Source organism: Mycoplasma sp. CSL7475-4, from assembly GCF_024834065.1.
Lineage (GTDB): Bacteria > Bacillota_I > Bacilli_A > Mycoplasmatales > Metamycoplasmataceae > Mycoplasmopsis.
This window is the reverse complement of sequence record NZ_JANUYA010000001.1, coordinates 83,445-109,525: the sequence shown is the minus strand read 5'-3', so window position 1 is coordinate 109,525 and position 26,081 is coordinate 83,445. Positions and strand designations below refer to the sequence as shown.

The following is a 26,081-nucleotide window of genomic DNA, read 5'->3' as shown; positions in this document are numbered from 1 at the left end:
TATATATGAAAAAAATTAAATTATTACTTGCTAGCGTATCTGCTATAACACCTTTTTCAGTGATTGCTTGTGGCCAAACAATTGATACCACAGCAAAATTAAAACAAGATGATGAAATCCGTAAGTTTTCTGTAGAGCAATTAAAAACAGAATTTTCACACGCTACATTGCTATCTTTATACGGTATTCCTTTTAATTCATCAAGCAATTTAGACGAAACATACATCAATACTTTCAAAGATAGAAGTTCAAAATTATTCATTGATTCTTATCAAGCATTCCAGTTATATGAAAGAAATGAATTACAAAAAGATCCTTTCTATTTTGCACAAAAAGTAATCGATTGAAATAGAGACAGAATTTTAAGTGTGGAAGATGTTCAAAGTATTGGTGATATTGAAAAAGATAAACCATTAACACAAGATCAATTTAGCATTATTTGACTGAACGAAAAAACACAAATTCGTCAAGAAATTGAAAAAATGTTATTTGTAAACGCTTATTTCAAAATTTCCGATAAAGATCAATTGAAAAAAATTGATAAAAACTTTAAATACACTTCAGAATTAAAATATGAACTTGAAAATTATTTACTTTCAAAATACGCAGTTGATAAAAAGTTTGCACAAGTTTGAAGCAAAGACAATGAAGCATCTAACAATAATGACTCATTTTTCACTCGTGGATATAACACAATAAGCAATGTAAAAACTTTTAACGACTTTTGAAATTTCTCTAAACTACCTAAAATAAAACTAAAAGATGACATTGAATTTGTTAGTGGTCATGAAAGTGACAAAGAACTATATGGTTACAAAGGATTTAAAGCAAATACAACTTCATACTCACTGAAATGAGATTATGACTCATTAAAAAACAAAACCGGTTCAAAAGATTTATACGGTTATTACGATGTCAACAACGACCGTCTTGTTAATGAAGAGATTGAACCTAACTTTGTTATTAACCCATTCAAAATTTCAAATAATCCAACCAATATTCCTACAGTTGTCTATGTAAATCAAGTTGCACCAATTTCATCTGGTGTTGAAGTAGAATTACCAACTGTTGAAAACGATGAAAACAACAAAACAAAAGTTACTTTATTGAGTTTTAAAAACACTTTCTATAGAGATAAATTAGATATTTTAGCGTTTCTATTTTTCTTAAATGATCAATCATTATATGAAACAGCAATTAAATCATTTGCTGATATTGGCTATAAATTTAAAGTCAACGATAAAAGTAAAGCACTAAGAGAAACAATAAAAGATTTACCATTTGTGGAGTTAGTATAATGGACAACATATTTTTAGACATAATCAACGGAAAAGCTGAAGCAGAATTTATTTATAAAGATGATGTTTGCGTAGCTTTTTACGACAAATTTCCATTCAGACCCGGACATTTTTTAGTTGTACCGAGAGTAAAATCAACAAATATAACCGAAATGGATGACGAAACAGCAGCACATTTAATTAATGTTGCTCGCAAATTAGGGAAACAAGAAGTTTTAGATAAAGGTATTCCAGGATTCAAAATTGTTGTAAATACTGGCAAAAGCGCCGAACAATCAATATTCCATACACACGTTCACGTTATACCATTCAAATAACAAAAAAGCGCCTCTTATGTAAGAGACGTTTTTTAATTATTCAATTTTTTCAATAAATTTATTGAAAAAATAATGAAAAATTTTGTTTTTTAAATGTTTATATTATAATTGATATACGCCGTCATAGCTCAGCCGGTAGAGCACATCCATGGTAAGGATGGGGTCGCAGGTTCAAGTCCTGTTGTCGGCACCATATGTAAAATTCACCACTCGCAAAAGCGAGTTTTTATTTTAAAATTACACGTTTCTTTGAGTCAAATTGATAATCACTTAAATACAATGTACCATCACTTAGTTTTATTTGTGGTGCGTTTTTTATTGGTTTTACAGTGGCAAAAAATATTTTTACTCTTTTTTCATCAATAAAGCTAAAGGCCACAGGGTTAGGATTATAAGCTTTAATAATTTTTAGTGCTGTATCAACACTCATATCTGAGTGTATTTCACCCTTTGATTTTTCCAGTTTTGGACTTAAACTAACTAGTGCTTCATCTTGTTTTGCACGTGTTAATTGGCCATTATCGAGTGCATTTATTCAATCGACTATATTTTCTGCCGCAATTGCTTGTAATTTATTGAATACACTTAAAGATGTGTCGTCTTCGGTTATGTCGATTTCTTTTTGAACAAACACATCGCCTGCGTCCATTTCTTTAACCATTTCCATAATACTTATTCCGGTTTTTTTATCGCCATTCAATACTGAATATTGTATTGGTGCTGCCCCTCTATATTTCGGTAATAAAGAACCGTGAACATTTATATTTAATTTTTTAGCAATATTCAAGACTTTTGTTGGTATAAATTGACCAAAAGCAGCTGTAAGTAAATAATCATATTCAAGAGCCGCCAGCTGATCATAAATATCACCGATTTTCTCTGGTTGGAATAATTTTATATTGTATTTTAAAGCCAATTCTTTTGTTGGCGTAAATACGCTTTTTCGACCTCTTTGTGAAGGTCTGTCAGGTTGTGAAATTATTCCAACGACATCAAAATGTTTAATAACATTCTCAAAAATAGGAACTGCAAACTCAGGAGTTCCGGCTAGCAAAACTTTTATCATAAATCTATTATATATTTTATTGAATATCTACTCGTTAATATTAATATATAATTTTACCAACGGAGAAAGAATGAAAACAATAATTGAAAAGTGAAGCAGATATCAGTCACCTGATGTTTTTTTGAATAAAAGATTAAAAAAACCAATGTTTATATTGAATAAAAAACACAAAAATTCGTTTGTTAGACCTCTTTTGTTTTCCACGAATAAAATTACTGCGCGTGTTGGTATTGCGACTGATTTATTTAACGACTTCACAGTTTATACTCTTGCTCAATCGATTTCATCACTAATCAAATCTAAACATTTCACAAACAATAAAGTTTTGCTTATTAGAGATAATTCTCTTAGGTCGCATATTTATTTAAATATTTTTGCCAAAGCATTAATATTGAATGGTTTTAACATTTTTACTATTGATAAAAATGAGTTTATACCCAATTCATTCGACCATTACATAGCACAAAAAACAGATTCAATATTTTATGTTAATATCAGTGAAATATCAAGTAAAAACTCACTGATGCAAGTAGAATTTAATTGAACTGGGAATAAAGTTACTCATGATGATATTTTGTATTTAAAAGAATTTTTGCAGCAAGTAGACTATGAAAGTGTTTCAATACCTACTCAAAATCCAATAGTTACAAAAGTATCAATTTTAGACAAAATTATTGATATTTCTAAACAAAAAATAGAAAAAAACAGCAATTTTGATAATCTCAAAATCGGTGTACATTTATTCAACTCTTTTCATTATCAATATGCTAGAAATATTTACGATCAATTAAACATTGATTATAAGATTTCCAAAACCTTAAATTCTAAGACAACTGACATAAAATTATCCAATCTTTCTAGTATCAATACTAAAAATTTTCTACACAAAAATGATTTAAATTTAGCAATCAATAAAACAGGGAAATCGTTAGTTGTTTCAATTAAACAAAAGAAAGTGTATAAATATTTAAAAAACGAACATTTAGCGGCAATATACTTACATTTTCTACTCAATGATTGCTCACAATTTGACAAAAATAGACTGTCTAAATATGTTATTGCTCGTTCGATTGAATCTTCTTCTCTTATTGATGTTATTGCTCGAAAAAATAAAATAGATTTTATTGAATATAAAGACGAACAAGAATTATTTGATTATCTAAAAAACAATAATAAAGAATTATTATTGGCTCATAATCATAATAATGAGTTCCTGTTTGGTAATTCATCAGCAAACAAAGACGCAATCGCTTTTAGCACCAAAATAATAAATATGACAGCTTTTTATAAATCTTGTAATAAAACCTTATACGATGTATTGATGAGTGTGTATGAATGTTATGGCTACACTAACTCGGTGGTTAAAGAATTTCGCTTATCAAACAAAAATGCAAAATTGTTTATTGAACGAGTAAAAAATACTGAAAATTTTGGCGACATGAAGGTTGTTAACACAAAAATATACTCGCAAGATATTGAATATTCATCTACTTTATTAAAGACGAAATTAAACGATGGCAGTTCTCTAATATTTAAATATGACCCCTTAGAAGAAAAAGGGTTGATACTAGTCAATACACACGAGCGAAAAAATGTTGAAAATTCGAGGTTAGATGTTGTTGTTAGACAAAAAGAATTGCTCAATAATGTTTTAGACCTAAAAGAAACAGAAGTTGATAAAACAACACGAATTAAATCAATCATAAAATACTTGCTTTTAACGGCCATATTTATCGGAATTTTTGTTTTCCTATTCCACACGGTTTATAACTTTAAAACCCAAGGAGTAGTTACTGATAATCCGTTGGGTGTTATAGCGTCAATGTGAACACACATAAAAACAAATATATACTCAAGAATATCCTTCTTGGCGATAATAGCCACATTCTTATTAACGTCAGTAGTCAATGCAATAATTTTTAAACGTTTATTGCATTGACAAAATGAAAAAGTGTCCTTTAAGGACCTACTTGTTGGTTCTTTAATATCTTTAGTATCGCAAAATATAACTCCCAAATCAATTGGTGGCGATATAGCCACATATTGATATTTAAGACGCCGGAATGTCTCACGAGATAAATTACTTTCCGCTGTTGTTATCAACACATTTGTTTGACAAATTTCAAACATTGTCTTAATCTTAATTTTTATTCCGATTGGTATTAAATTTTATGGTAATTTCTTTAATAACACCTCAGGTGGTAGAAATTTAATTCTATTAATTTCATTGATTTTAGGTATTTCTATTGATACGATTTTAGCATTAACTCTTCTAATATTGTCGTTAAGCTCAAGAATTCAAAATTTTGCCTTAAAACATTTAATTGGCTTTTTAGAGTGATTGCCATTTGTTACAATTACTGACCCTGAAAATTTACGAACAAAATTTCAATATGAGTTCTATAAAGTACGACACGGTCTAAAAACTATTGTCAAAAAATGATATAACTTTTTGGAAATTCTACTTTGAAAACTCTTACCATGAGTCTATGTGCCAGTTGCTTTATTCACAATGTCGGTTGACATGATTAAAGTAGTTCCTGGCGGTGCATATTTCAATATGATGACCGCAGACGTATTGATTAGAAATATTAATTCAATCTCACCTACACCAGGGGGTACTGGGACAAGTGATATTATTAGGAAAATAATATTTGAGTTTATTATTAAACCTGACGCAGCCGGCGGCTTAAGTATTTCTCAAAAATCATCATTATTAACATCAATTAATGGTGTTGGTACAGTTATTATTCCGACCGTATTATCAGCCATTGTTTTAATATTAGTTTTCATTGGCGAAAGACGTGTCGATATCTATCAATCACAACAAAAAAACATGCAATTTACCCAATTTATTGACTTGCAGACGATAAAACGGACAAAGACAAGATACTATAAAATCTCATTTAGTATTATGTGTGTTTTAATCTTTGTGCTTTCTATTATATTTATATTTGTTAAATGATAATTAGTTGACGCTGTCAACTTTTTATTTGCAATTTTGATACATGAAAAAAGTGTGCAAATATACAATTTTAAAAACATTTCCACATTTTTGATTATTTAATAAGGTGAAAAAAATTATATTTCAATTATTTGCGAATATGTAATTTACTTATTTCACTTATTTTAAGTACAATTAGTAAAAAGGAAATATTTTTACTAATTGTTGCGTACACGGTATATATTTTTTTATAATAAGTAAGACAAATTATTTTGTCAATAATTTAAAGAAAGGAATTAAAAATGAATAGCACTTCAAAATTTTCAACTAGTGAAAATAAAAAAGCGAAATTTGTGCGTGGCTTATTATTATGAGCCTTCATTTCAATTGGTTATCTTGCTTTCGTAGCTAACTGGGGATTTGCTGCCGGTTTAAATGGTGGCGGTCATGGTGATACAGGTATTCTAGGATATTTCGATATCATCCCAGATGCTAACTTTACTTTGATTAACCAAGCTACCAACTGAGGAATAACTATTGGTCGTGGTATTGGCTCAATTTTAGTAGCGTTTTTACTAGCTAAATTAGCACATAAATATTCAACAATAGTTGCTCTATCACTTACATTATTTGGTATTCCTGCCCAATATTTGCCAGGCAATGGTGTAGGATATGCATTCTTTATTATTTTAAGAACAATAATGGCTATTGGTGGAACAATGTTAATTATTTTAACTCAACCGGTGGTTGCTAACTTTTTTAACAAGAAACAAAAATCATTCGTTTCTCAATTCGGTGTTTGATTTTACCCATTGGGTACAATTATTGCAATAGTACCGTTCGTTTTTGCAGCAAATGTAGCACTAATTAGAGACAATTGACAAATTGTTTTAACGGTATTGTCAGCATTAAATGTTGTTCCATTGATTGTAATGGTAATTTTCGGGACTAAATTTGACGTTAAAAAACAAGAACAAAGCACAGAACCTAAAGTAAACAACTGAGCGATTTTAGGAAAATATTTAAAAACAAAATCAACTTATGTATGAATTTTACTTTATGGAGGTTTCCTAGTAGCGGTTGTTTTCCCTACCTCATTTTCAATTGATTTATTCACAAAAATTTCAGGCGTTAGTGCCAATACACAACTTTTCGGAATGAGTGTAAGTAAAATTATTAGAATTTGATTCATAATTTTCTTAGCGGCTGTATTTGTTGGTCCAATCACAGTTGGTCTATGATCAAAATATAACTTAAAACGTAGATGATTTATTACAACAGCGCTTCTAACAGGTATAGTATTTTATATTCTATCAATGTTAACATTTGTATTTGGTATTGCCAAAGGTAATTTAGCGGCTTTAATATTTTTCTTTATTTTCGCATTTATTACTGGACTATCATTATGAGGAATTCAAGGTGTGACATTGAACTTGCCACACGAATATAAAGACAATAACCCTAAAACTATTGGTTGAATGTTTGCCTTAATCTGAGGCTTCGGATATATATTCTTTACAATTGGCGTAATTATTATGGCAATTATAAATATTATCGGAGTTAAACAAGGTCTAAGCGCCTTCAATATAGCAATTATTAAATTTGTAGTTCTAGTTCTATTGTCATCGATTTCGGTTGTTGGTGCTTTAATGATTAAAGAACCATCTCCAGACGCAAAAACATTCCCATACTTTTGTTTCAAAAGACAATCAAAATCTAAATAAAAATTAAAAAAATCAAGAGAAATCTTGATTTTTAAATATCCATTTTGAATGTGTTTTTGCACACTTCTTCTTTTTTTATATCTCCTCGAACACTTCACAAATGTTTTGCGAACGCTTTAACAGCATTGGAAGCTCCAAAAGGAAATTCCACTTGGTAATGTGAGTTCATTTCTTGCATTTTGTAAATAAATTTTTCCCTTGCTAGTATCGAAGCACAAGCGACTTCGAGAGACAAACTCTCAGCCTTATTGGCTAAGATTATGGGCTCATCAATTTTAGCGAATTTAATAAAGTAATCATCTTGGTAAAACTTTGCGAAATACTTTTCAATACTCTTTGTTGTTGAATATTTATCAATAAACACTGCTTGATATTCAACATTTTTGTTTAATAAAGAACTAATAGCACTTAAATGTACAAACATTTTTAGCTCATTAGCATTGTTGTTTTGACTTAAATTGTTATATCCTTTTGGAGTCAATGTGTAAACAGCAAAATGAGTTAATTCACGAATTTTGGGAGCTAAAATTTTTATTTTATTATCTATAATTTTTTTAGAATCGGTTACACCGAGTTCTAATAATTTCTTTTTATTTTCTTGTGGAATTAAAACTGCTGCAGCAATCAATGGGCCGAAATAATCGCCGACACCTACTTCATCAATACCGATAATTAATTTATCATCAAGTTTTAAATCATTGTTATATTCAATTATTTTCATTATTCATCAGATTCTGGATCATTGTATTTGAATTTTCTAAATTTTTGACGAATTTTAAGACTTTTTTGTAGTTCTTCTTCTGGGTTATCAAGGAATTTATTAATGTAATATCCAACCCCACCCTCAGTGTTTTTCTTGTTCAAACGCACTGTTGCGTGTTTTTTAACAGGTTCTGGTGCGTTTTTCATTGCAACAGCAACTTTAGCAACTTTAAACATAGGTATATCATTGTGTCCGTCACCAAATGCAATTATATTTTCCAATGGAATGTCGTAGTAACGGCTTAGCAATGAAATTGCTCTACCTTTATTGACTGAAACATTGGTAATATCGAAAACAGGGGTTAAACCTTCACCTTTTGATCAATATGAAAACTCACCTAAATCACCATATTTAGCTCTTAGATAGTCTCTTAAATCATCAGGGTCGGTTGTTTCTTTAACGTCAAAAATGATTCCTGTTGGTTTTAATGGGATTTTCGTAAAATCCAAACCTACATGAAATTTAGGGTTTTCTCTAAAACCGAAAACTTGTTCCATTGCAAGATCGCGTTTTTGTAATTGTACTCAACCCGGACCTTCAATTGCGATGTTAGTAATTTCTTCTTTAACTTTAGGATCTCCTAAAATATAAAGCATTTCGTTCAAGTTTAGATATTTAATTAACGGGATAAAGTTTTCGTCACTTGGGTTGTGAATTTGAGCACCATTGTAATTAGTTACAACTGTATCTAAACCTAAAGATTTGTATATTGGCCGAGTCGATCTTCAAGGACGACCTGTAATTATAACAACAACGTGTCCTAATTCTCTTGCTCTCTTAATTGCCTCAACTGCTTTTTCGTGAATAGAACCATCAGCACTAGACTTAAGTAAAGTTCCATCCAAATCTATGGCAAACATATATTTTTTATTTTCTACCATGCATTCTCCTTATTTTGTAGTATCATTATTAATTTATTATACATTAAAATTACGATAATTTTATTATCACTCTAATTGATAAAAGTTAATTTTTTTATTAACAAATATGTGGAAAAACGTTTCCATATTTTTCGAATTTATATATTCACAAATTTAATTACATTTTTACCTAAAAATTACTCTATAAGTGTTATTGGTTATTTTTTCACAGCCAATATATCATTTTTCAACAAAAAAAATTATTTTGAATAATCTTAAAAATAAATCATTTACGGAGCAAAATGTATAATATAGGTGGTACATCGTACCAAACACTTAAATTAAATAGTATCAGAGATACACTTACAATAAAGAGGATTATATGCAACACTTAATTAAAATCCTTAGCTCTCAAGGATTATACGGTGCTGTACTAGCGACACTTACCTTTGTGTTGATAGGTTTCTTTGTTACCAAAAAAGGTATTTTCAACAAAGAAATTAACGGAAAACTATCAAAATTCTTACTAGATTTTGCTTTACCATTCCTTTGTTTAGTTGCGTTTATGAAAGACGCAAATGCAAAAATTGGTAAAGAAGTTGGAATTGTAATCGGTTTATCCGCAGCATTCTACATTTTAATTGGTGTATACAATACACTAATTATTAAGTTTGTACCAAAACTTATTTCGCGTAAATTACACGCACAAGCAATTAGAATGTGAGAAAGAACTGATGGTTCTCAATCACAAGCTAAATTTAAAGAGGCATATGTAAATAGTTATGCTCAAAAATTATTAACTGCTCAAATGATGATTGGATATGCATCATTACAATTCTTCGCTGTTCCCCTAGTGCAAGCATTAGGTTCAGAAGTATTTGGAGGCTTTTCACAAGGATTATTACAGGTTTGAAATCTACCTTACATGATCGGTGCTTTCTCATACGTAAAAATCGCCTACTCGGGCCAAAAAATGAGTAAAGACCAAGTAAAACCAATTATAAAAGCTTTAACAACACCGATGTTAATTGTTCTATATACATCGATGTTACTATGATTAATTCAATTTATCCCTGGTCCAAATACATATTTCGTGACCAGTGCTGCTCAACCATTTAATTTTGCGAAAGCGACAACAGGCGGACACCAATTCTGAGGAGGACTACTAGCTAGATTCCCTGTTCTTACTGCTATTATTCTTCCTGGTGTACAAATCATTTCGCCATTAGCATGAATCGTTATTGGTGGTTCATTGGCTTCATCAGATATCAAAGCTGCTGCTAGAGATAAAGATGTTTGAATTACTACATTAAGAAAATTGGTTGTAATGCCATTAGTGGTATTCTTAATTACTCTAATTTTAGTACGTACTAAATCAATTCAGGTTTCAACAGGAACATTGCTAGTTGTTTTAGCTTCGTGTCCACCAGCTGCCGTATGTATTATTTTCTCGGTTGCCTACAAACACGAACACACCGGATTCACAGCACAGGTTAGCTCACTAACAACATTGCTATGTCTAGTGACAATGCCAATTTGAACTGTTGTTGCTCACACAGTGTTTAAACTATTGGGTTAAACACTATAAACACCATAAACACTCACGGAGATTTGTGAGTGTTTTTCTTTTCAACAACACACAAAATCTCTTGATTATTTTGTTTAGTAACGATTTTATAAATAAAAAATCCAAATACAAGAGGAAGCTTCTATCATCATGTGTTTGGATTTTGTTTATTTGTAATGCTTGTAGTGTGCTTATTGAATTAATTAATAACATAATCAATTCAAACGAGTGTATGGTCGCTTATTTTCGAACGAATGACTTGAAAGTCTTTAGGTCATAATGATTTCTCATATTGCGTTCATAATTTTTGATAATAGGTTTTATCGTAGAAACCATTATTAAACGAATTGACTAAATCAAGTTTGAATCATGAATTTTGGTATTTTTCATCTGAAAAGGCTCTTTTTTCGTTTTCGTCAATAATATTTAAATTATCGTTTTCTTTGAATAAAATCTTGTCATATGCGTTTGCATAACCTTGTTTTGAACCTAAACTTGTCTCGTAGTACTCATATTGTTCATTTGGTTTTTTACCACTTGCAGCTTTAATATCATTGTAATAATTTTTATAAGTGTTGTTGTTTTCAAAAATGGCACGGTTTTTAGTCATAATGTTTGTATCACCACCAAAAATAATACTTGCATTCGGATCTCATTTTTGGAAATATTTGAATGCATTTTCAATATTTTCTGCTTCAAAAACCTCTTGTGTTCCCTGACCGGCATATTGACTGTCCTGTTCTTGTGGGTGTTTGTCATTTCTGTCTTTTCTAACACCAGGTGAATCTAGGTGAGCAAAAAATGTGATCACTTTTTTACCATTTGATAAATCTTCAAACATTGCTCCGAAAGGAGTTCTTTTATAACTGTAGCCATTATTCTCAATATTGAAACTGCCGCTTTTAATTAATTTATATTTTTGAGTATTGTATAAAATTGCAACAACTTCTTTTGTAGCGTTACTTGATTTAGTGTTTGAATCGCTTTGAGGTTGAATAACTTGATCAAAGTTTTCTTCTCCCAATTCATTTAATGTTTTTGTAATTCTTTGAACTTTGTCCCCATCAGGATAATTAACCTCAGTTAGACCAACTATATCTTGTTTTGTTTTATGTATTGCTTCTGCAATTGCATTTACTTTAATATTTCCTTTTTCGCTGCCGCTACCACCAAAATTTAAAATATTTCAGTGTCCGACACGATTTACATTGCTAGGTTTATAAATTTGAGTTTGAACTTCAGCATTCAACTTCGCATTATCACTCGAAATAGTTCTTTTTGGTTGGTCTTGTTTGGTATTTTGTTTGTTTTTTTCAGTCTTTTTATTGAAAAATTTATCTTTCAATATGTATTTGTATCCGAAATATGATGCAACACCAATTACTGTCGCACCAATTGTTATACCTGACATTATTTTTGTTTTTCTGTGTTTAGACATACGACCTCCATAGATTAATTTATTATAAATATTTTTCTAAAAATGAAAAATTTTGAATTAACTGGCTAATATGAATAAACAAAATAAAGCGAAAAATCTTTTTTTATATTAAAATATGTATAATATTTAAATATTAAATTAAATAAGGAGAAAATATGGCAAATAAAAACGTTACTGTTGATCACAAAAAATCAGAAATCAGTAAAAAAATTGTTTTATCAGGTGCTGAATGAAGCGATCTGCAAGAAAAAGCAACTCAAGAATTAATTAAAAATCTTAAATTAGATGGCTTTAGAAAAGGAAAGGTGCCAGCAAATATTGCTAAAAAACACATTTCTAAAGGTGCTATTTATGAACAATCAATTAATAAATATTTAAACAATAATTTAAAAGCTATTTTTGAAGAACTTCAAAAAGAAAATGACAAAATCATCAACGTTACACCACTTACAAACATTACAAAAATAAGCGATGAAGAAGTTGAAATTGTTATTGCTTATCCATTAGATGTTGACTTTTCAAATCTTTCAGTAAAAGATGTTAAAGTTGAGTTTGAATTACCACAAACTACCAAAGAAAACATCGATACATACATTCAAGAGAAATTGAGTGCAAACGCATTGCAATTACCTTTAAAAGCTGATGACAAAACTAAATTAGGCGACACTGTAACTTTAAATTACAAAGGTTACGTAAATGATGAAGCTTTTGATGGTGGTGAAGCTAAAAACTTCGATTTAAAATTAGGTTCAAAAACCTTTATCGATACATTTGAAGATCAATTATTAGATAAAAAAGTTGGATACAAAGGAGAAGTTGTTGTTACATTCCCTAAAGAATATCCAGTTGACAAATTAGCAGGGCAAAAAGCAACATTCGATGTTGAAATCGTTGATGCTAAAAGAGCTGAAGATGTTAAATTAACAGACGAAAATGTTTCACTACTTAGAGCAGGTGCTGCAAAAACAGTTGCAGAAGCTACTGACGCACTAAAATGAATTTTACTTAACAACAATGTTGAAGTAAGTTTAAGTGCTTTCTTAGAAAAATACGTTGCTTCAATTCTAGAAAAAAATGATATTGCGTTAAACGACCGTTTGGTTGCTAGCCAAGTAGAAACAAGAATAAACGAAGTTGCTTCGCAATTGAAACAACAAGATATTAAATTTGATGAATATTTAAAAGTTTTAGGTAAAACTGAAGACGAATTCAGAAAACTTGTTTTCGATGAAGAAAAACAAAATATCAAATTTGCTTTAATTGCTCAACATTTAATTAAAGAAGTTGCAACAGAAGATAATGAACCAACAGAAGACGAACTAAAAGCTTTCATAAACGCAACAGTTGCTTCAACAGGTCTTCCTGCAGCATTCATTAAAATGTATTTCTTGAGCGATGAAAACAACAAAAGATCAATTTACTCACGTTTAATTGACAGAAGAAATCTAACAGCATTATTAGTAAAACTTGACAGCAAAAAAGGTAAAAAATTAGTTGAAATTGAAAAAGAACTAAACGAAAACTTAGCTAAAATTGCTGACGAATGAACAAAAAGAGCTGAAGAATTAAAAGCTGCTAAAGAAAAAGAAATGGCAGAAAAATCAAAAGAAACTGAAACAGAAGAAGCTAAATAATTTAGAACCAGGCAAAAGCCTGGTTTTTCATACTTTTTCACAAAAACGTATGTATTTTTTTTAAAAAACTCGTTTTTTTTTTTTTTTTTTTTGATGTTCATATAATTTTTTCGAAATGAAAAAGGAGAAAAATGCCTGAAGTTTATAAAAAACAATAAATGTTTCTAATAAAAGACCTATTTCTTGATTAAAAAAATCCGCCGCTAAATTTGGTTTTGAGTTGGAAAAAAGTGTCACTTATTCACAAAGCGTTAATTTAGAATTTATATCTAAGTCAGACTCACAACCAAACATGGAAAAACTATCGATGTTATTCGAACAATTTCTTGACTGCGAAAGAGAAAAACAAAAGTTACAAGATAAACTTGACAAATCAAGTTTTCCAGTAATGTGAATGTTATTGCTTTTTCTTACAATAATAATTCCTGTCATTATTGCAATTTTTCACTTTTCAAATATATCGAATATGAAAAAAGAAATTGAGTTGCTAGAGAAAAAGCAAGACGACATTTGTGAAGAGGCTATGGAAATTCTTGGTTAATTTGACTCACACTCCTGTGTGAGTTTTATATTGTATTATTAGGCAAAAAGAAGTGGTTAAAATGTGTTCTTTGTTAAAATATACATATTAACAAAGGAGCATTATGTTAAATATCGTTTTATATCAACCTGAAATATCACCTAATACCGGAAATATTATTCGTACTTGTTATGCATTAGGAGCAAAATTACACATTATAAAACCGCTAGGTTTTGAATTGCTGCCAAATAAATTATCTAGACCTGCGGCAGGTAGATTATTAAGTGACATTCAACATGAAGTTCATGCTTCATATGAAGATTTTTATAAAAAATATTCTAACAAGAATATTTGATACATAACTCGTTACGGATTGCGAACATATGTTGAACCTAATTTTTTGAAAATAGCTAAAACGGAAGGTGAAATTTGAATAATGTTTGGTCGTGAGTCCACCGGAATTGATAAAAAAATACTTCACGATAATCTTGAAAATTGTTTAAGAATTCCGATGGTGTCGGCAATGAGAAGTCTTAATTTAGCTAATTGTGTGTCAATTATTGGTTTTGAAATCATGCGTCAATTAAACTTCGATGGATTAAGTGTTTTTGAAACCCAAAAAGGAAAAAATTACTTGGAGAATATAGATGAGTAATTTGATATCCAGTACTGAAAATAAATTAATTAAACGAGTTAAAAAGATCTTAAAGGGCGACAAAACTCACTTTGTAATTGAAGGCAAAAACATCATCCAAGAAGCAATAAATAATAATATTGAAATTGAACAAATTTTTGAATTAAACAACACAAATTTATTCAAAAATTCAATAAAAATTACTGACAATGTTTTAAAAGCGATTGCAAGCGCAAAATCTCCGGAAGGTTTTGTTGCTTTGTGTAAAAAACAAGAAAATTATACTGTGGGCAAAAATATTGTCTTTTGTGACAATGTTCAAGACCCTGGCAATATAGGCACAATTATTCGCAGTGCAATTGCGTTTGGCTACGATACTATTTTTACAAATGTTAATGTTTATAACCCTAAAATTATTCGTTCAACACAAGGGGCAATATTTAAAATCAACATAATTAATTATTCAGATTCAAAAGAAGAAATTGCAAAGTTAGCAAAGACAAACAAAATTTATATTACAACTCTAGATAAAGACTCAAAACCATACAACACAATCTCTTATCCAAGATCGAATAAAGTTATTGTTTTAGGCAATGAAGGACACGGAGTAAATAAAGAATTATACTCATTCGCTACTGAAAAAGTATACATACCTATTGAATTTGAGAGTCTTAATGTTGCTGTTGCGGGTGGTATAATTTTGAGTAGAACATACAATGGAGAAAACAATGAATAAAGAAGAAATTTTAGAAAAATTCCATAATATCGGCCGTGAGTTTAACGGCTATAGCGTACCCGAAACAACAGCAATCATTGATGATTTAGTGTTTTTATTGAATGAATGCGAAAAAAAGATAAATATTTTGAATAATACTTTAATGAGTGAACTAATCAAAAATCAAAATTTAGAAAATGAAATTAGCTCCTTAAGATTTAGCAAGAAAATAGAGGGAGGAAGTAGTGATTAAAATATCCGATGAACACAAGAATTTAATCAACTGATATCCAGGACATATGGCGAAAGGGATGCGTGAAATTAAAACAAACGCAACTATTGCTGATGTATTTATTATTGTTTTAGATGCACGTTGCCCAATCAGTAGCTATAATGAAGATTTTGATGCTATTTCACCTCATAAACCAAGATTGTTTGTTATTACCAAAAGCGATTTAATGGACAAGACTAAAAAAGCAGTTATTGAGCAACGCTTCAAAGGTTCAACATTATTGTGACTTGACTTAAGAAAACAAAAAAGCCGTTCAATAATACTGAATAATATTGAAAAAATCACAAGAGAAAAAGTAAAACGTGATAAAGAAAAAGGTTTATTGATTTCTAAAATTAAGGCATTCGTTTTAGGTGTTCCTAACGCAGGAAAAAGTACGTTAATTAATCTTTTAAGTCAGAAAAAATCTTTAAAAGTTGCTAACTTTCCTGGTGTCACGAGAGCAAAACAGTGAGTAGCTATTGACAATTTTTATTTCATGGATACTCCTGGAATTTTGATTCCTAAACACGAAGACCAGGAAGCAGCCACAAAACTGGCTATGATAGGCTCAATTGAAACTAAAATATTCCCAATCATGTTTCTTGCTAATTCATTTCTAACAATCATTCACAAATATTATGCACACAGATTTAAAGAGGAACTGGGTATTGAAATCAGCACATATGACGAATTAAGCGACATTGATAAACATAATATATTTTCGGCCTTAGCCAATCTTAGAGGTTTTAAAGTTAATAATAAGATAGACTTAAATCGAACATATAAGTTCTTTTTAAATTGAGTTCGTGATTTAAAAAATGTTACATACGATTAGGAGAAGTAATTATGAAGAAAAAATACACATTAGAACAAAAAATCGAGACATGAGAAAAAGTTATTGATAAAAATGCAGAGCATTTTAGATCACGAACTTTATTGTCTCTTCAGTCATCATCGTTAATGGTATTGATTATTGGTACTTTGCTTGGGTTGATAACTTACTCTTTAATTAAATCTAATAATACAACACCAACAGCCAATCTTATATCAGGAATGGTTTTATTGATTCTAGCGTTTATTGTTTCTGTTTGATGATTAGTTGCTAATGTTTTAATAATGGTTATTGTCTCAAGAGTTATTAAAGGGGCAAATGTACAAGACCAAAGAAAATTAATTAGAGCATGAATCATAGCAGCTTTCAAAAGATATCCTGATAGATATTTACTACCAATTAGTGACGAAGAATTTAAAGACCAAATAGAACAATTAAAAAGCGAAAAAGATAAAGAAGATACAAACGATAAAAATAACCAATAAATTTTTTATAACAAAAAAAGCACTTGATAGTGCTTTTTTGTTATTCATTATACAAACCGATTTTATCAGGATGTAAAGGATTTTTATTGATGTCTATTTTTTTAATTACACCTTTATCGATATGAACAACACGATGACACATTGCTGACATCGCAGGGTTATGACTAACCATAACAACTGTTGTTTTTAAATCTCGATTGATATTGTATAAAGAGTTTAAAACAATTCTTGTTGTCTGCTCATCAAGTGCTCCTGTTGGTTCATCAGCAAAGATTATTGGGGCATTTTTGGCTAACGCACGCATAATCGATACACGTTGTTGTTGACCACCTGACATTTGTGAAGGAAATTTATTTATTTGATCTCCCATACCGTAAGTATTCAATAACTCGGTTAAATCTAAACGTCTAGATTTATCTTTTTGTAATCAGACACCAGTCATTATGTTGTCAAAAGTATTAAGATTTTCTAACAAGTTGTAATTTTGGAAAATGAAACTTACAGAATCTCTACGAAATTTGGTTAATGTTCTGTCAGAGTGATAAGGCAAATTGATATTGTCGACAATAATATCTCCCAATGTAGGTCGATCTAAACCAGAAATAAGATTTAATAACGTTGATTTACCGCCGCCACTGACACCAAGAATTAAAACAATTTCGCCACGTTTGATTTCTAGGTTGATGTGTTTTAAAACTTTTGTTACGACATTGGCTGTGACATAATATTTACTTACATTTCTAACTTCAATTATGTTATCGTTGGTGTTTTGGTCTTTTTCTTTACCGTCTTTTTTTCTTTTGTATTTAGCAATTCGTTTAAGAAAACGAGCGACACGTGAAGGAACAACAAAACTTCTAGCTTCACCGATTGAATCGGCGATTTCAAAAATGTTTTTAGTTGTAATCTTATCTTTTACGATAAATTCACCGGTTTGCGACTGTAGATTTAAATACTGAGTTTCTTCAGGACTAAGTTTATTTTTTTTCTTAAATCAATTTTTGTTTATCTTGCTCATTATTTTCCTTTCAATAAATCAACAGGTTTCATTTTATTGACCGTGATTCACGTAATAAACGAAGTTACTATAAATATAGCAAATATCAATATGGTTGTAATCAAGACATGAACTCATGATAGAGATAACGATAGTGCAATATTAGTGAAATTCAACAAGAATATATTGAATATATGTATTGTTAGAATTACTGCTGGAATAGAGAATAATATTGCTATTAAAATGAATGGAATATAAACACCGAAATACATTTTGGTTTTTTCTTTTTGGTTATATCCAAGTATAGATCAAATAGCAATGTTTTTTTGGTTCTCGCCAATCATTATCGTTGACATAATCACTAAAATAATCAGTGATATTGTAAAACTCAAGGCAATTATAACAAATGATATTGACTGAATTGTTGAACTGATTTGAGTTATGAAGCCAGCTTCAATGTCTTTTGAGTCAATTGATGTTGAAAGGGCAACATAGATTTTATTATTGTATGCTTCAGAGAATTTAGTTAATGCTTCTTTAGGTTGTTGACGAATATTATCGTATGTTGCTTGATCAAATTTTGTTTTTGAAGAGTCTAAAAATTTCATTATCTGATCGGCTGTTAATGTTTTGGCTAGAACACCATTTGTTGGATTGAATATTTGATCAAACATTGATTTTAATGTTTCAGGCGAAGTGCTTGAAATATCAAATGAATCAATACCCGATCAGTAACCGCTCATTGAATATAGGCCGGTTGATTGAGTTACTTGTAGAGGCTCTTTATTATTGGTTAAAATTCCGTTAAATTTGATAAAATCGCTCGGTAGATTAAATGCGTCAAAACCGATTAACTTATTGGCTGCGTCATATGTTGTTATATATTCGGAATTAATGTATGTTGAGTTAATGCCGACAATTTCAAAGTTTGCTTTGTATTTTTGAGCATTTTCGCCATTGATTTGAGCAAGAATTTTGTTATGGAATCTATTGATGTGATTATCAATACTTAATTCAAGTTTATCTCCAACTTTCAATAAACTTTTTCTTGCAACTGTCTCGTTGATTACCAATGGATAAACATTTTCTTTGTTAAATGAATACAATTTTGTGTATAAATCATCGCCGTTTTTGTTTTCTAACTTAACATAAGGTGAATTGTTTTGGTAACCATAAATTTTTATTTCATTACCATTCATATTTGATGATAGATATGTATAAACTTGGTCATGTTTTTCATTGAATTGTACACCGCCAAAACTAATGAAATAATCATTAATAGTAGGGCCGTAAATTTGACCAATGTCATTCAATCAATAATCGTATTTTGAATAGTCTGGTTCTACACCATTAGGACCCTTGTTGATTAATGTTGGATCCAATTCTTCCTGTCTAATTCGTTCTTCAAGAATTCTGTATCCCTTAATTAAGAAGTTACGATACTCTAGACGAATATTTTTCTCAGTTGTTATTGGTTTTAGTTGATATTCATCACCATCTCAATAAGCATACACAAATTTACCTTGTTTTTCGTATGGTGAACGATAGTATTTAAAGAAACTTACGTTTTTATCACGTGAGTTACGTAATGCAAGATTTTTCGAAACTGGGTCAACAAATCAGTGCAACTCAGTTTGATAGTTTTGTGTTTTTTCTAATAAAGCTCCAACTTTATCTCTCGATTTGTCAATTTTTGCTTTTTGAGAATCAGGCATAGAGTTATAAGCAACTAATCACGGGTCAGCCGATACTCCAGCGTCAACTTTAATTGAAGCAGAGAATTGAGTTAGAATGTGTGAATCAAAACTTGAGTCAGAAGCATTTTTTATTCCGTTTAAACCACCTTTGTTTATAACAGATGAATAACCAGGTCTAAAGTAATCAAATATCTCTCTTTGTGACTCAATCGATTCACCAATAGGCGTATAAATGTTTTTGCTTAAATCTGTAGGTGAATATAGTTTATATGGACCACCTTCAATAGTAGGCGTCTGTAAATCAACCTTAAAGGTGTAATGTCTGTTTAGATATGTCTGGTTTATTGTCTTCTTGAATGTATTGTGGGAGGCAATACCAAACATTGTCGTCACACCTGTTAACATTACACTAACAGCAAATGCTGTTAATTTTCAGAAGTTGTTTAATGCCAAGACAAATGAGAATCTCGACTTAACATTTGCTTTTGGTTTAAGTTTAAAGTAGTTGGTAAGTAGTTTTGATTTTGGTGTGGTTACAATTCCTGTGATTAACTCATTAGGTTTATAACGCAAGGAAATTAGAGAAACAACAAAGATTAATAAACTCATTCCAATAAATGGTATAAACACTGTAAAAATCATTGAAATTCAGTTAAATCTTATTGTTTCTTTTGGCAATGTTCAATAGCCGGAGAATATTTCAAGCAACACGAGTTGTAATTTATTACCAATGGTGTAGCCTAATACTCCACCAATAACAGAAGTAACAAGAGCAAAGACAGTAAGTGAGAGAGCAATTTGTCATGCTGTATATCCTTGAGCGACAAGAATACCTAAAACTTTGTACTTGTTAGCAATGTATCTTTTAATAATAAATATAATAGAAACACTGACAACTAATGACAAGACAATTAGCACAGATAATGTTGTAATTTCAATTAAGTTAATCATTGAACCGACAGTATTTATTCTTAGTGCTCTTTCGGGGTTAATTGGGTCAATTTCACTAGATAGGAAAACCCTTTGTAATTTGTTTGAATCACTTATTGATGAATCAACAATTTTTGTGATTTCTTTTTTAAGTTCTTGATTGCTAATTGAACCATTGTTTTTAACGAGTAATGATTGTTTAATTACGTTACCACGATATGCTAATTTGACACGTGAAAAACCGTAATTGTTGACATAGACTAAAGCTTGATTTTCAGTATTTACTTGTAAATTATTTTCGTCAATAACTGGATAAATGTAATCAACAGTAGTTTCCTCACCGACAATTATGAATTTTACTCCGTTAACATTAAGAATGTATTTTGTGTCTAAATTATTGACAAAATCATTAATTTGTAAAGGATCACTCGGAATTGTACCGTTAAAAATCTCCTTATTATTTTTAATTAAGTAAGCGAAATTAGCTTTAGCAACATAACTCGAAGGAGAGTTAAATACAATTTCTTTAATTTCTTTAGGCTCAACAATATCTCTAATTAATTCAGGAATTATTTGGGCAATATTGACTCCGAAAATAGGTGGAAGAATTTGTGAATTTGATTGTAATTCAGCTATCACAGGGCCATCAATTAGAAGATTTTGATTTTCATCTAAGTTTAGTGGAACCAATGATGTATCCTTGTCAATAAATGCAGTTTCTAATAGGTTATTTAGTTGTTTATAACTATCGCTATTTTCATCAATTAACTCTTCAAAATTACCAATCTTATTAAGCACTAAATAAGCTAAATTACCGTTGATTAAATTGTTGTCTTGTTTTTGTGACGCAAGGAATGTCAACGAAACTTCAGGGAAGACAAATCTTAAGATAGGGTTTGTGATGGTGCTTGGTATATCAAATATTTGCGTTGGTAATGATGGTGTAATTTTTGAAATCATTAAAGCCGCAATTTCTTTAACTGAGTAGAATGAAGGTTTTGACATGTAATTGTAAATAAATTTACTGATTACATAGTGATAAATACCATTTTGGTGTGTTGTTGAATTCGAACTGAATTTAGCACTCGCACCAATATAAGATAATTGAGTAATAAGCAATTGTTTATTGTTAAGTATTCAGTCTTTGTATTGCGGATTTGACGCCACTAATTTTTGAACATCAGCATTTATAAAATCACCATTTGCATCAGTATTGAATATATCAATAGTTCTATGATTTGCTAAATATTCAGTAATGTAGTAATCTAATGATTTTTCAAAAGGAATGTTTTCATTTGTTGATTTGGCTTGTGATAGTTTTAACACACTTGGCTTAATAGCGAAAGCAAGGAAATCTTTAACGAATTTGTTTGCTTGAATTATGTTAGCATCTTTATTCAAATACATTTGAACATAAGGCAAGTAAATATCGAAAGCTTGTGGTGCCAATGCATATTCGTTTTCGATTTCAACACCTGCTGTAGATTCGATTATTTTCTTAATAATTAGTCATGAACTATTACCATCTTCAAATTTTGCTAAATCAAATAGTAAGTCAGTTCCTGTTTTTTCGTTTTCATCTAGGAAAGTGTTTGTACCACCTTTTGTTTGTTGAATAAATTCTAATAAATTACTAATTTTTTTAATTAATTCATTTTTTGAAATATCAGCTGTTATGATGTTAAATTCTCTAATAAACGCACTGTCTTGAATTGCAAAATCATTTAAATTGAACATTTCTAATTTTGAATTTGAAACATAGTTCAATAGATTTGTCAATTTTTGTTCGTACACATAATTTTTAAATAATTTATTACTGTTGTTTTTAAGCAGATTAGTGAAAATACCTAAAAAGTCAAAGAAAGAAAGTTTTTCATCATCATTATCAGGTACATAAACTCTTTGGTTTGTCCCCTTTATCTCAATTTCTTTAACTTTATCAGATAAGTTAAACATTTTAATAATATTCTCTTTAAATGTACGGTTTGAACCAGGCAAACTAAATATTGATTTTAAAAATGATATTATGCCCGCTTTCGGTGAAATTCTATCTAAAGCAACGTTGTAGAATTTATCAACATATTTAGAAGTTTGCTCATCAAATACCTTATGACTGTATTTAACTAGTTCTGGTTTTATTGATTTTGATAATTCGTTAGCCAAAATATTAAAGTTAATACTATTTATGAAATTGATGATACCCTCTTTAACATTTGAATAAGTAGGGTCATTTTCATCGATTACTGTGATTTTTCTAACTATAGGTTTTAATGGTTGAATTAAATCTGGCACAAAATTTTGTAATAACCGATAAATAATTGAATTTGTATTATCTAAGTCAATTACATAAGATAAATCAAGGTTTTGAATTAATTCTGATAGGCCTTCCTTCAATAAGTTTTGATTAATTGATGAGAAAATTCATTCAATCATTCGTCCACTACTTAATTTGGTTACATATTCAATGTTATTATCAACAATTACTTTATTGTTGTGGTTTTCAAATCATTCATGAGCAAGCTCGCTGAATTTTTTGATATCAATTGAATTTACTATTTTGATGAATGAATCAATAAATTTTGTTGGTGATATTGAAGATTTAGCTAAAGCTTCAGGGGAGATAAAACTGTTTAGATCAATGTTGCCTAATACCTTGATTGTTTTAAACAAGTTATCGACTTCTAAAGCTAATAGTTCTTTTTGATGTTCAATATCTTTATTGTTAGTTATTTGTTTATTGGCTTGTAATAATATTCTTGAAATTATTTGTTTTAACAAATCACCACTCGATGTATGGCTCAATTCGTAAGCAAAATCAATCATTAATTCAGGCAGAATACCTTTATTTAGTTTACCGTTGGCAAACACAGCGGCAAAATTGTGTTTGTTCAACACTTTTTTCATTATTTTTGATATTTGTAGTATTTGCTCTACCGTTAGAAAATCTTTTTTAATTAAGTCTGAGTTTATTAAATATTTTTCAATAGTTTCGGGCAAAATATCAATTCTACCATTATGTAAAACGTCGTTAATTAATTCAGATTTAGGAGATAAGAAATAAATTGGAATGTAATTAACATTATCGAATTCTTTATCTCTAAGTGTTCAACCTCTACCGCTAGTTTTAATATTTTTAAGTGCTATAGTTAGATTATTTTTTGACAAGAATCGAGTCAGTAATCCAATATCCATACCTTCATATGGCATATTTTTTGTGTATTCGACTGTGTATTTATTGTTTTGTTCTAAAACAATTTTAAATTTATTACCTACAGCAAAAACACCTAAATTATTTGTTTCATTATTGTGATTTTTATCATCGTTAGCAAAGTCGGCTAACATTACTATTTTTGCGTTGTTTATAATTTTTTCTTGTCCGCTTTGTTCACTAATATCAATAACATCAGCAAAACGATACATAGGTGATACATATTCGGGATCTGGATATAAGTTTTTTGATATTGATTGAATTAATAAAGCAGCAACAAATGGGTTTAATTGTGGTGAATTGTATAAAGAAGTAGTTGCACTCTCAAGTTGAGTTAATGCAGTTGGTTCAAGTTTTTCATTGTACAATGAACCTACATTTAATTTAATTCCTGAAATTGAATAATTTTCATCTCCGGAATTGATAAAATGAAACACATTTTGTTTCCCTGTTTCTTCATTAATTCCGTCAACAGTTATTGTTTGTCTTAAACCAATATTTTCATTGCCAACAATGTCAATTATCCGGTTAACTATCAATTGTTTGGTAGCGTCATAAGCTTTCGCATTGATGAATGTATATTTTTCACTCAAAAGATTTTGGTTATTCAATAATTCAAGTTTTTCTTGATTGCTTAGTTTAATAAAATCATCTTGTGCTTTGCTAAATAATGACTTTGTTTCAATATCTATTATTGAAGTTGAGTTATTTTGTGATATTTTATAAGGTTCACCCAGTAAATTAACTCTATTATCATTAGTGAATAATTTTACACGTGAGATATCAGAAAAGTCAAAACTATCACTCAGCGGCAATTCTGTTTCAATGGTTCTTGCGTGTTTTGGATCAAGAACCCACTCACCGCTTAAATTTTGTTCAAATGGCGTATAAGTGTTTGTTTTTAATTTAACTCAATTTGAGAATGTTTCAAGCTCGTTTCAATCGTCATTTCGATTTTGGGCACGAATATCACCTAATGACTGAATATATGTTTTAAAGGCACCGGTTCATTTATTTTTGCTTTGTTCTTTGTCAACAAAAGAAGTATAGTAATTATTTCTTAAAAATTGGGTCTGACTTTTGTTGTTTATAATTCATGATCCGTTAATTTTTAAGTCAGTACCATTTTCAATAACTTTATTGATATTTTTCTCTATGTTGATTGGTTTTTGTGAAAATAACGAAAGTGGTATTTGGTTTTCAAAAACACTTAACTCATCGATTGTGTTTTCGTAATTTTTAATAATATTATGCAAATCTTTATGCGGGTTTGTTTGCACAAAAACTGTAGTACCATTTTGCTCAGCTCGTTCGAAACCTAGTGCAGTTGCTATTGCGTGTGGCGGCACTATAAATGCTTTATTTTCGTTTATTCACTTAGATGCTTTTTGGAAATTTTCAGTAATTTCTTTAGTTTCAACATTGATATAAAGCGAAGCAACCTGTGTTGCGTACAATCTGTCTTGAATTGTTTTGAAGCTTATAATTTTCCCTAATTGAACATCACTATCAAAGTGAACATTTTCACTTGGCTGAATTGACACATTTTCAGTCATATGTGAATAAAAATTGTCTTGATATTTATAAACATCGAAAGAATGGTTGCTGTAAAGAGAAATTCTTGCGTTATTTGGAACACTAAGAATAAAATCGATTGATTTATCTGTAATATTATTGCTTTTTTCCGCTAAAAATATTGAGTAAAGATTCAACAAGTCGTCACGATGGAAATATTTATTATTCAACTCAGGATCATTGATTCCTAATTCACTAAAAGGAATATATTCACTTAATGAGTCAGTGTATAACTCGTTTTGGTTAGCGAATAAATATTCCTTAGCCGCTTGACCATAACTGTTATATAAGCTTTGGTCAATGTCATAAATAATTGGTGTATACCCTTTTTTTCCGGTTGACGAGAGTGTTTGTGAGCTCTCGCCGTTAATGAAATAACCTTGATTATACGCATCCCCTTGAGTTGGAAGGTTTAAATCGACACTGACATCATGTAGTTTTGAAACACGTTTATAATTGTTAAATCCGCCAACGATTACGTTGCCGACATTGGAAAGTAAAGTGATAACTGCTGAGCTTAAAAATACTAAAATACTTAAGCCTATAACAACCACTTTATTTTTACTTAATGACTTAAAAACTTCCTTAAATAATCTTCACATA

Annotated in this window: 18 protein-coding genes and 1 tRNA gene; 13 read left to right on the top strand and 6 right to left on the bottom strand. The window is 29.8% G+C overall.

The features are described 5' to 3' along the window. Positions 1–5: 5 nt before the first annotated feature. The 3 genes from NXS15_RS00395 (at position 6) to NXS15_RS00385 (ending at position 1,808) form a co-directional block, all read left to right on the top strand. Positions 6–1,298, top strand: a complete 1,293-nt coding sequence (locus NXS15_RS00395) for a HinT-interacting membrane complex lipoprotein P60 (RefSeq protein WP_259289899.1) — start codon at positions 6–8, stop codon at positions 1,296–1,298. Next, positions 1,298–1,615 carry a histidine triad protein HinT gene (hinT, locus tag NXS15_RS00390; RefSeq protein ID WP_259289898.1) on the top strand — a complete coding sequence of 106 codons (318 nt, stop codon included), beginning with the start codon at positions 1,298–1,300 and terminating at the stop codon, positions 1,613–1,615. Before NXS15_RS00395 ends, hinT begins: the two co-directional genes overlap by 1 nt. A gap of 117 nt (positions 1,616–1,732) precedes the next feature. Then, positions 1,733–1,808: transfer RNA gene (locus NXS15_RS00385), tRNA-Thr, on the top strand. Between the two features lie 33 nt (positions 1,809–1,841). On the opposite strand, the gene fmt is transcribed toward NXS15_RS00385, so the two are convergent. Continuing rightward, positions 1,842–2,681, bottom strand: coding sequence for a methionyl-tRNA formyltransferase (fmt, locus tag NXS15_RS00380; protein ID WP_396888588.1), 840 nt, complete (start codon positions 2,679–2,681; stop codon positions 1,842–1,844). Between the two features lie 70 nt (positions 2,682–2,751). Between fmt and NXS15_RS00375 the strand changes: the two genes are divergently transcribed. Both NXS15_RS00375 and NXS15_RS00370 read left to right on the top strand, forming a co-directional pair. Then, complete coding sequence (locus tag NXS15_RS00375; protein ID WP_259289897.1) at positions 2,752–5,649, top strand: lysylphosphatidylglycerol synthase domain-containing protein; 2,898 nt, start codon at positions 2,752–2,754, stop codon at positions 5,647–5,649. Positions 5,650–5,927: 278 nt separating this feature from the next. Next, a complete protein-coding gene (locus NXS15_RS00370; protein ID WP_259289896.1) occupies positions 5,928–7,349 on the top strand; it encodes a hexose phosphate transporter in 1,422 nt (473 codons plus the stop codon). 31 nt (positions 7,350–7,380) lie between these two features. Here the strand turns inward: NXS15_RS00370 and NXS15_RS00365 are convergent, their stop codons facing one another. Next, positions 7,381–8,070, bottom strand: coding sequence for a ribonuclease HIII (locus NXS15_RS00365; protein WP_259289895.1), 690 nt, complete (start codon positions 8,068–8,070; stop codon positions 7,381–7,383). Next, entirely contained in the window at positions 8,070–8,993 is a 924-nt protein-coding gene (locus tag NXS15_RS00360; RefSeq protein ID WP_259289894.1) for a Cof-type HAD-IIB family hydrolase, read from the bottom strand. Before NXS15_RS00360 ends, NXS15_RS00365 begins: the two co-directional genes overlap by 1 nt. A gap of 361 nt (positions 8,994–9,354) precedes the next feature. Here NXS15_RS00360 and NXS15_RS00355 point away from each other — a divergent pair, with 361 nt between their 5' ends. Beyond that, positions 9,355–10,551: an AEC family transporter gene (locus tag NXS15_RS00355; RefSeq protein WP_259289893.1), complete on the top strand. Its 1,197-nt coding sequence runs from the start codon at positions 9,355–9,357 to the stop codon at positions 10,549–10,551. Positions 10,552–10,738: 187 nt separating this feature from the next. Here the strand turns inward: NXS15_RS00355 and NXS15_RS00350 are convergent, their stop codons facing one another. After that, positions 10,739–11,977: an MnuA family membrane nuclease gene (locus tag NXS15_RS00350; RefSeq protein ID WP_259289892.1), complete on the bottom strand. Its 1,239-nt coding sequence runs from the start codon at positions 11,975–11,977 to the stop codon at positions 10,739–10,741. Positions 11,978–12,132: 155 nt separating this feature from the next. Here NXS15_RS00350 and tig point away from each other — a divergent pair, with 155 nt between their 5' ends. The 7 genes from tig (at position 12,133) to NXS15_RS00315 (ending at position 17,071) form a co-directional block, all read left to right on the top strand. Beyond that, positions 12,133–13,611 (top strand): trigger factor, encoded by a 1,479-nt coding sequence (gene tig / locus NXS15_RS00345; protein ID WP_259289891.1) that lies wholly within the window; start codon positions 12,133–12,135, stop codon positions 13,609–13,611. 220 nt (positions 13,612–13,831) lie between these two features. After that, complete coding sequence (locus tag NXS15_RS00340; RefSeq protein WP_259289890.1) at positions 13,832–14,152, top strand: hypothetical protein; 321 nt, start codon at positions 13,832–13,834, stop codon at positions 14,150–14,152. Positions 14,153–14,255: 103 nt separating this feature from the next. Beyond that, the gene (locus tag NXS15_RS00335; RefSeq protein ID WP_259289889.1) at positions 14,256–14,786 is read left to right on the top strand and encodes a tRNA (cytidine(34)-2'-O)-methyltransferase; all 531 of its coding nucleotides are present in this window, start codon (positions 14,256–14,258) and stop codon (positions 14,784–14,786) included. After that, positions 14,779–15,501 (top strand): RNA methyltransferase, encoded by a 723-nt coding sequence (locus NXS15_RS00330; protein WP_259289888.1) that lies wholly within the window; start codon positions 14,779–14,781, stop codon positions 15,499–15,501. Before NXS15_RS00335 ends, NXS15_RS00330 begins: the two co-directional genes overlap by 8 nt. Then, a complete protein-coding gene (locus NXS15_RS00325) occupies positions 15,494–15,733 on the top strand; it encodes a hypothetical protein (RefSeq protein WP_259289887.1) in 240 nt (79 codons plus the stop codon). Before NXS15_RS00330 ends, NXS15_RS00325 begins: the two co-directional genes overlap by 8 nt. Then, a complete protein-coding gene (gene ylqF, locus NXS15_RS00320; protein ID WP_396888587.1) occupies positions 15,726–16,589 on the top strand; it encodes a ribosome biogenesis GTPase YlqF in 864 nt (287 codons plus the stop codon). The genes NXS15_RS00325 and ylqF overlap by 8 nt, the downstream gene beginning before the upstream one ends. Before the next feature lie 11 nt (positions 16,590–16,600). Next, positions 16,601–17,071, top strand: coding sequence for a hypothetical protein (locus NXS15_RS00315; RefSeq protein ID WP_259289886.1), 471 nt, complete (start codon positions 16,601–16,603; stop codon positions 17,069–17,071). Positions 17,072–17,111: 40 nt separating this feature from the next. On the opposite strand, the gene NXS15_RS00310 is transcribed toward NXS15_RS00315, so the two are convergent. After that, the gene (locus NXS15_RS00310; protein WP_259289885.1) at positions 17,112–18,089 is read right to left on the bottom strand and encodes an ABC transporter ATP-binding protein; all 978 of its coding nucleotides are present in this window, start codon (positions 18,087–18,089) and stop codon (positions 17,112–17,114) included. Continuing rightward, a complete protein-coding gene (locus NXS15_RS00305) occupies positions 18,089–26,080 on the bottom strand; it encodes an ABC transporter permease (RefSeq protein ID WP_259289884.1) in 7,992 nt (2,663 codons plus the stop codon). The genes NXS15_RS00310 and NXS15_RS00305 overlap by 1 nt, the downstream gene beginning before the upstream one ends. Position 26,081 lies beyond the last annotated feature (1 nt).